Annotated in this window: 1 protein-coding gene; it reads right to left on the bottom strand. The window is 74.9% G+C overall.

What is annotated here, in order from left to right; translation table 11 throughout:
- On the bottom strand, positions 1-259 hold a 259-nt coding region (locus tag G3I53_RS08130), incomplete at both ends, for a DUF6716 putative glycosyltransferase (RefSeq protein WP_343240572.1).

The raw sequence follows: 259 nt of genomic DNA, 5'->3' as shown, positions 1-259 counted from the left end.
CGAGCTTCTCGTAGACGACGCCGACGTATCCGGTGACGACCACGGGCCGTTCGGCGCGGTCCTGCCAGACGCGGCCCAGTCCGTGCAGCATCGCCTGGACCCCGCCGCCGACCAGGGCGAGGACGAGGACGTCGTAGGAGTCCTCGCCCCGCGCCCCGTCCATGGCGCGCAGGAACTCGACGGCGGTCACCTCGCGGAGCGAGTCCGCGCTGACGCCGACCTCCCGCAGCTGGCGGGCGGTGGGGGTGGCTCGGCCGCG

The organism is Streptomyces sp. SID14436, assembly GCF_010548465.1.
Taxonomy (GTDB): domain Bacteria; phylum Actinomycetota; class Actinomycetes; order Streptomycetales; family Streptomycetaceae; genus Streptomyces.
The sequence above is the reverse complement of the archived record's forward strand: the minus strand, read 5'-3'. Positions and strand labels throughout refer to the sequence as shown.